The 7,519-nt window shown below is 71.4% G+C and carries 6 protein-coding genes; 4 read left to right on the forward strand and 2 right to left on the reverse strand.

Annotation, left to right across the window (positions count from 1 at the left end):
- On the reverse strand, positions 1 to 1,559 hold a 1,559-nt coding region (locus tag KBX53_RS15730; RefSeq protein ID WP_247675679.1), incomplete at its 3' end, for a beta-N-acetylhexosaminidase.
- A 404-nt stretch (positions 1,560 to 1,963) separates the two neighbouring features.
- On the opposite strand from KBX53_RS15730, the gene ppdK reads away from it, so the two are divergent.
- Complete coding sequence (gene ppdK, locus KBX53_RS15735; protein ID WP_210860061.1) at positions 1,964 to 4,672, forward strand: pyruvate, phosphate dikinase; 2,709 nt, start codon at positions 1,964 to 1,966, stop codon at positions 4,670 to 4,672.
- A 43-nt stretch (positions 4,673 to 4,715) separates the two neighbouring features.
- On the opposite strand, the gene KBX53_RS15740 is transcribed toward ppdK, so the two are convergent.
- Positions 4,716 to 5,216, reverse strand: coding sequence for a roadblock/LC7 domain-containing protein (locus tag KBX53_RS15740; RefSeq protein ID WP_051708281.1), 501 nt, complete (start codon positions 5,214 to 5,216; stop codon positions 4,716 to 4,718).
- A 253-nt stretch (positions 5,217 to 5,469) separates the two neighbouring features.
- Here KBX53_RS15740 and KBX53_RS15745 point away from each other — a divergent pair, with 253 nt between their 5' ends.
- The 3 genes from KBX53_RS15745 to KBX53_RS15755 all read left to right on the forward strand — a co-directional run.
- Positions 5,470 to 5,823 carry a VOC family protein gene (locus tag KBX53_RS15745; protein ID WP_030330427.1) on the forward strand — a complete coding sequence of 118 codons (354 nt, stop codon included), beginning with the start codon at positions 5,470 to 5,472 and terminating at the stop codon, positions 5,821 to 5,823.
- A gap of 160 nt (positions 5,824 to 5,983) precedes the next feature.
- Positions 5,984 to 7,249, forward strand: a complete 1,266-nt coding sequence (locus KBX53_RS15750; protein WP_210860063.1) for a deoxyguanosinetriphosphate triphosphohydrolase — start codon at positions 5,984 to 5,986, stop codon at positions 7,247 to 7,249.
- Positions 7,250 to 7,264: 15 nt separating this feature from the next.
- Positions 7,265 to 7,519: siderophore-interacting protein (locus KBX53_RS15755; RefSeq protein WP_210860065.1), on the forward strand; the 255-nt coding region annotated here is incomplete at its 3' end.

Here is a 7,519-nt window from a genome sequence, read left to right on the forward strand (position 1 = left end):
GACCAGGGGAGTTCGGGCGCGCGGTGGAAGGTGATGCCGGCGGTCTCCCAGCGTGGGCCGTGGCCCGCCAGGCGGTCGCGGAAGCCGTTCCAGTCGTGGGTCGCCCGGGGCGACCAGCCCAGCTCGGCGATGGCGGGGAGCCGGGGCAGCAGCAGGAGTTCGATGTCGGCCAGCGAGGTGACCGATTCGGTCCAGAGCGGGGCCTCCACCCCGAGTACCGCCTCGGTGGGTACGTCGGCAACGTGCGTGCCGGGATCCCAGTCGTACGCCTTTCGCACGTCGATGAGTCCGGCCCAGTCGTGCCCGATCGGGGTGTCCGGGGCGTACTTCATGTCCAGGTAAGCGTGGTTGCCGGGGGAGATGATCAGTAGAGCGCCACGACGTACGGCCTCGGCGGTGGTGGGGTCTTCGCCGTTCGTGCCCCACCACTGCAGGACCCGCCCGTCGAGGTGGGCGGCCGGTGCGCGCTGGACCCGCTCGACGAAACCGGTGTAGACCTCGCCTTTGACCTTGAACGCCTCGTCGCCGCCGACGTGCAACCAGGGGCCGGGGGTGAGCGCGGCCAGCTCGCCCAGGACGTCGGCGACGAAGTCGTACGTCCGCTCGTCGGCAGGGTCAACGTAGCTGAAACCGACCTCGGTGCCGGTGTACGGCGGCGGCGCGATCTTGTCGGGTGCCAGCTCGGGGTACGCGACCAGCGCCGCGTTGGTGTGCCCCGGCAGGTCGATCTCCGGGACGACGGTGATGTGGCGGTCGGCCGCGTAGGTGACGATCCGCGTGTAGTCGGCCTTCGTGTAGTGCCCGCCGGGGCCGCCGCCGACCTCGGTGGTCCCGCCGAGGGTGGTCAGCTTCGGCCAGGAGTCGACGGCGATGCGCCACCCCTGGTCGTCGGTGAGGTGCAGGTGGAGATGGTTGAGCTTGTAGCGGGCCAGGTGGTCGACCACCCGCAGCACGTCCTCGACGGCGAGGAAGAGTCGTGCGACGTCGAGCATCGCGCCCCGGTAGGGGAACCGGGGTGCGTCGGTGATCGTCCCGCCGGGCAGCGCCCACCGTTCGGTGACCGGGTCGCGGCTCTCGATCGCCGCCGGTAGCAGTTGGCGCAGCGTCTGTACGCCGTAGAAGAGGCCGGCGGCGGTGCTGGCGGTGACGCGTACCCCGTCGGTGGTGATGTCGAGCCGGTAACCCTCCGCGCCGAGGTCGACGGTGTCGTCCAGCACCAGCGCGATGCCACCTGCGGGCTCCGGCGTGGTGGCGTCGGTGACCGGCAGCGGGTAGCCGGTGGCCGGACGCAGGAGGTGGGCGAGTTGCTCGGCGACCGCCAGCGCGGCGGGGTCGGCGGTGGCCACGATGACCGCTTCGGCCGGCAGCACCCAGTCCCCGGTCGGGTCCGGCTGGACCTGCTGCGGGGCGGGGACGACGTCGGCCAGCCGGTGTCGGGCCGGCGGGGCGAGCAGGTCGCCCGCCGCCCGCTCGGCGGCTTGGGCCAGCGTGGCCGCGTCGGCCTGGGCCAGCGTGGCCGCGTCGCCCTGGGCCAGCGTGGCCGCGTCGGCCCGGGCCAGCGTGGCCGCGTCAGGTTCCCGCGTCGGCAGCGGCACCGCGTCGGTGGCGGGGACGGCGGTGGGGCCGGGGGAGGGGGTGGTCGACACGGCGGCGACTCCGGGGGGTGTATTCGCGTCCGTTATGGCAAAAGTGAGGTTCACCGGCTGGCGTGGCGTCAAGCGTACGACGCTCGGCCGGGATGCGTGATGGTGCGCATGGAAGCGTTCCCAAAAACCGGTACGAACACGGATAGTCGTGATGGCTGTGCCAATTGTCACCGAACGGTCCCAGGTCACTCGATGGTCGCTTAACCTTCGCCCACCGACCGACGTTGACCCCGGGATTACCGGCGGTCCGTCCCGGGGAAGAAGAAACTGAACCTTCGTTAAGTGTCAATCCCGGCGCGTGTGTTGTGGAGGCTCTGGTGGCAGCGCAAGAGACCGTCGATCACAAGTACGTCTACGACTTCTCCGAAGGCAACAAGGACCTCAAGGACCTGCTCGGCGGCAAGGGGGCGAACCTCGCCGAGATGACGAACCTGGGCCTGCCCGTCCCGCCCGGATTCACCATCACCACCGAGGCGTGCCAGGCGTACCTGGCGACGGGCCAGGAGCCGGACGGGCTCGCCGGTCAGATCGAGGCGCACCTGGAAGCGCTGGAGCACGCGATGGGCAAGCGCCTCGGCGACCCGCAGGACCCTCTGCTGGTGTCCGTCCGCTCCGGTGCCAAGTTCTCCATGCCCGGCATGATGGAGACCGTCCTCAACGTCGGCCTCAACGACCAGAGCGTGGTGGGGCTCTCCGCCCAGGCCGGACAGAACGACAGGTTCGCCTGGGACTCCTACCGCCGTCTCATCCAGATGTTCGGCAAGACCGTGTGCGAGGTGCCGGGCGAGGAGTTCGAGCACGCGCTCGACGACGTCAAACACGCCAAGGGCACCCACAACGACCTGGATCTGGACGCCGACGACCTGCGCGGGCTGGTCGACGCGTACAAGAAGATCTTTGTAAAGCACACCGGGCGGGAGTTCCCGCAGCAGCCACGCGAGCAGCTCGACCTGGCCATCCGGGCGGTCTTCGAGTCGTGGAACGCCGAGCGCGCGGTGCTCTACCGCCGCCAGGAGCGGATCCCGGCCGACCTCGGCACCGCTGTCAACGTGGTCAGCATGGTCTTCGGCAACCTCGGGCCGGACTCCGGCACCGGCGTCGCGTTCACCCGTGACCCGGCCAGCGGCGCGCAGGGCATCTACGGCGACTACCTGGCCAATGCCCAGGGTGAGGACGTGGTCGCCGGCATCCGCAACACCGTACCGTTGCAGGAGTTGGAGCAGCTCGACAAGTCCTCCTACGACGAGCTGCTCGGCATCATGGCCCGGCTGGAGGAGCACTACAAGGACCTCTGCGACATCGAGTTCACCATCGAGCGCGGCAAGCTGTGGATGTTGCAGACCCGGGTCGGCAAGCGGACCGCCGCCGCCGCGTTCGTCATCGCCGGGCAGCTCGTCGACGAGGGCCTGATCGACCTGGACGAGGCGTTGCACCGGGTCAACGGGGCGCAGCTGGCCCAGCTGATGTTCCCCCGTTTCCAGCTCGACCACGACTTCCAGCCGGTCGCCAAGGGCATCGGCGCCTCGCCCGGCGCGGCGTCCGGCACCGTGGTCTTCACCTCCGCGCGGGCCGTCGAGATGGCCGCCGAGGGCAAGTCGGTGATCCTGGTCCGCCGGGAGACCAACCCGGACGACCTGAACGGCATGATCGCCGCCAAGGGAATCCTCACCTCGCGCGGCGGCAAGACCAGCCACGCCGCGGTGGTGGCCCGGGGGATGGGCAAGACCTGCGTCTCCGGTGCCGACGAGATCGACGTGAACGTCCCGGCGAAGCGGTTCACGGTGGCCGGGCAGACCGTCAACGAGGGCGACGTGGTGTCCATCGACGGCACCACCGGCAAGGTCTACCTCGGTGAGGTGCCGGTCATGCCCTCCGAGGTGGTGCAGTACTTCGAGGGCAGCCTCGACCCCGAGCACATCGACAACGCGCTGGTCCGGGCCGTACACCGGATCATGACGCACGCCGACGGCAAGCGGCGGCTCGCGGTCCGCACGAACGCCGACACCGGCGCGGACGCGGCCCGGGCCCGGCGCTTCGGTGCGGAGGGCATCGGGTTGTGCCGCACCGAGCACATGTTCCTCGGTGACCGGCGGGAGCTGGTCGAGCGGCTGATCCTGGCGCGCGGCGCAGATGAGCGGGAGGCGGCCCTGGCCGCGTTGCTGCCGTTGCAGCGGGCCGACTTCGAGGAGATATTCCGCGAGATGGACGGTCTGCCGGTCACCGTCCGGCTCATCGACCCGCCGCTGCACGAGTTCCTGCCGCCGTTGGAGCAGCTCGCGGTCAACGTGGCGGTCGCCCAGGAGCGCGGCGAGGACGTCGCCAAGGAGGAGGCGCTGCTCGCCGCCGTCCGGCGGATGCACGAGGAGAACCCGATGCTCGGGCTGCGCGGCGTCCGCCTCGGCCTGGTCATCCCCGGCCTGTTCGCGATGCAGGTGCGGGCCATCGCCGAGGCGGCCGTCACCTGCGCCCGCCAGGGTCGGGTCGCCAAGCCGGAGATCATGGTGCCGCTGGTCGGGGCCGTGCAGGAGCTGGAGACGGTCCGCGCCGAGGCCGAGAAGATCATCGCGGAGGTGGTCGGGGACAGCGGGGTCGAGGTGCTGATCGGCACCATGATCGAGGTGCCCCGGGCGGCGCTGACCGCCGGGCAGATCGCCGAGGCCGCCGAGTTCTTCTCCTTCGGCACCAACGACCTGACCCAGATGGGCTGGGGTTTCTCCCGCGACGACGTCGAGGGCGCGTTCTTCTGGCGCTACCTGGAGCTGGGCATCTTCGGCATCTCGCCGTTCGAGTCGATCGACCGCGACGGCGTCGGCCGGCTGGTGCGGATCGCCGCCGAGGAGGGGCGCGCCGCCCGGCCCGGCCTGAAGCTCGGCATCTGCGGTGAGCACGGCGGTGACCCCGACTCGGTGCACTTCTTCCACGAGGTCGGCCTGGACTACGTGTCCTGCTCACCGTTCCGGGTGCCGGTGGCGCGGCTGGAGGCCGGTCGGGCGGTCGTGGAGAGCGGCGGGTCGGACAGCCGCTGACGCACGTCGACGGCGGCCCGGCCGTCCGGGCCGCCGTCGACGCTCAGATCGGCGGGCGACGCCAGGTGGGTCGGGACGAGCGGCGCAACTGCGCCGGCAGGGTCGCCATCGGGGTACGCGTGGCCAGCGGGGCGTGCGCGTCCGGCACGGAGGTGGCGCCGATGCCCGTGCCACGGACGTCCAGGAACGATCCCGCCCGACGGGCCACCGCCCGCGCCTCCTCGTGCAACGCCTCCAGGTCCCCGACCGCCGACCCGGTGACGACTGTCAGCAGGGCGCTGCGCCCGGCCGGGTAGGTCACCACGCAACCGGTGGTGGTGCAGACCACCGACTCCCGGAACTCACAGTGCCCGACGGTGTCGGCCACCCGGTGACCGAGCCCGAAACTCGCGGCGGCGAGCGCGGCCAGATGGGTGGCGTCGGTGCGGGGCAGGTCGCTGGAGATGAGCAGCCCGTCGGTGCCGGCGAGCACCGCCCCGGCGATGTCGGGGCGGCGGTGGCGTAGCCCGCGTAGCTCCGAACCCATCACCGTGTCTGCGTCCACGAGCGTCACCCCTCATCGGTTGGCTCTGCGTGTCAGTCGCCTGGTCACGTTCCGCGCTGGGAACGCTACCGGTAGCCACTTCCGACCGCGAGCCCGTAACCCTCGGCGATCGGTTGGCAACTGGGGGCCAATCGGTGGTTGTGTGCCTTCCGTCGATGCGTCGCGGGTGCTTCGCGCGGTGGTGGCGGGCGTAATCTTGGCTCCCTCGCACACGGCCGATTGGGCGCCGCGTCGAACGGGAAGAGGTGACTGCATGACCAGTGTCTGGGAGAGCCTGACTGTCGACGCCCGCGATCCCGCCCGGCTGGCCCGCTGGTGGGCCGAGGCGCTCGGCTATCAGGTGGTCACCGAGAAGCCCGACGAGGTGGAGATCCGCCAGTCCGCCGACCGCCTGCCCGGCCTGGTCTTCGTGCCGGTCGCCGAGGGCAAGGAGCGCAAGAACCGCCTGCACCTCGACCTGCGCCCCGCCGACCAGGAAGCCGAGGTCGAGCGGCTGGTCGACATGGGCGCCCGGCACGTCGACATCGGTCAGGGCGACGTCGAGTGGACGGTGCTGGCCGACCCGGAGGGCAACGAGTTCTGCGTGCTCCGTGAGCGCGAGGAGTGAGCCGGTCTTGCGAGCCCCGCAGTCGCGAGTTGCGGAAACCCCGTGAGCGCGAGGAGTGAGCCGGTCTTGCGAGCCCCGCAGTCGCGAGTTGCGGAAACCCCGTGAGCGCGAGGAGTGAGCCGGTCTTGCGAGCCCCGCAGTCGCGAACTGCAGCGAATTGATGCGCGGAAGGGGTGACGCGGCGGACGCGCGGTTGGTCGAGGAGCCGCCCAAGGACACCGGGCACCGCCGGTCGCCGTACGAGCGCGACCGGGCCCGGGTGCTGCACTCGGCGGCGTTTCGCCGGCTGGCCACCAAGACCCAGGTGCACACCGCCGGCACTGACGACTTCCTGCGTACGCGGCTGACGCACTCGCTGGAGGTGGCCCAGATCGCGCGGGAGATGGGTGCCCGGTTGGGCTGCGACCCGGATGTGGTGGACGTGGCGGGGTTGGCGCACGATCTCGGGCACCCGCCGTTCGGGCACAACGGCGAGGCGGCGTTGGACCTGCTCGCCACGCCGTGCGGCGGGTTCGAGGGCAACGCGCAGACCCTGCGGGTGTTGACCCGCCTGGAGGCGAAGGTGCTCGCCCCGGACGGCTCGTCCGCGGGGCTGAACCTGACCCGGGCGTCGCTCGACGCGATCGGCAAGTACCCCTGGCCGCGCCGGCCGGGCGAGCGCAAGTTCGGGGTGTACGCGGACGACGCCGCCGTCTTCGACTGGATCCGGGCCGGTGCGCCGGGTGAGCGGCGCTGCCTGGAGGCCCAGGTGATGGACTGGGCCGACGACGTGGCGTACTCGGTGCACGACGTGGAGGACGGCATCCACGGTGGATACGTCACGTTGCGTCCGCTGTTGACCGACGCCGACGAGCGGGCGGCGCTCTGCGCGGACGTGGCCGCCGCCTATTCCGGGGAGTCCGCGTCGGACCTGGCCGAGGTCCTTGTCGATCTGCTGGCTGGCCCGTTGCTCGCTCCGCTCGCCGGGTACGACGGCAGCCACCGGGCGCAGGTGGCGTTGAAGGCGACCACCAGCGGGGTGACCGGGCTGTTCGTGTCCGCGGCGGTGGCTGCCACCGAGGAGCGCTTCGGTCCGGGCCCGCACCGCCGTTACGGTGCCGACCTGGTGGTGCCCCGACTGGTCCGGGCGCAGTGCGCGCTGCTCAAGGGCATCGCGCTGCGGTACGTGATGCGTCGCCGTGGCTTCCGGGGCCGCTATGAGCGGCAGCGGACGATGCTGGCCGAACTGGTCGCCGCGTTGGTCCGGCACGCCCCGGAAGGGCTCGACCCGATCTTCGCCCCGCTGTGGCGGGCCGCCCCGGACGACGCGGCCCGACTGCGGGTGGTGATCGACCAGGTGGCGTCGCTCACCGACCCGGCGGCGGTGACCTGGCACACCCGCCTGGTCGGTACTGGTGCACCCCCGACCGGCCACCAGCGAACTTAGGCTAACCTAACTGACATGACGGAACGCCCCAGGAACGTCACCTCGGCCCGGGTGCTGCGCACCGAGCGGCCCACCCCGCACCTGATCCGGCTCGTCCTCGGTGGGGACGAACTGGTCGGCCTGCCGGTGGGCGAGTTCACCGACCACTACATCAAGGTGGTGTTCCCGCAGCCGGGGGTGGCGTACCCGCAGCCGTTCGACCTCGCCGCGATCCGCCGGGACATGCCCCGGGAGCAGTGGCCCCGGCTGCGCGCGTACACGGTGCGGCGC

Origin of the sequence: Micromonospora sp. M51, from assembly GCF_018070305.1 — a bacterium.
Classification (GTDB): Bacteria; Actinomycetota; Actinomycetes; order Mycobacteriales; family Micromonosporaceae; genus Micromonospora; species Micromonospora parva.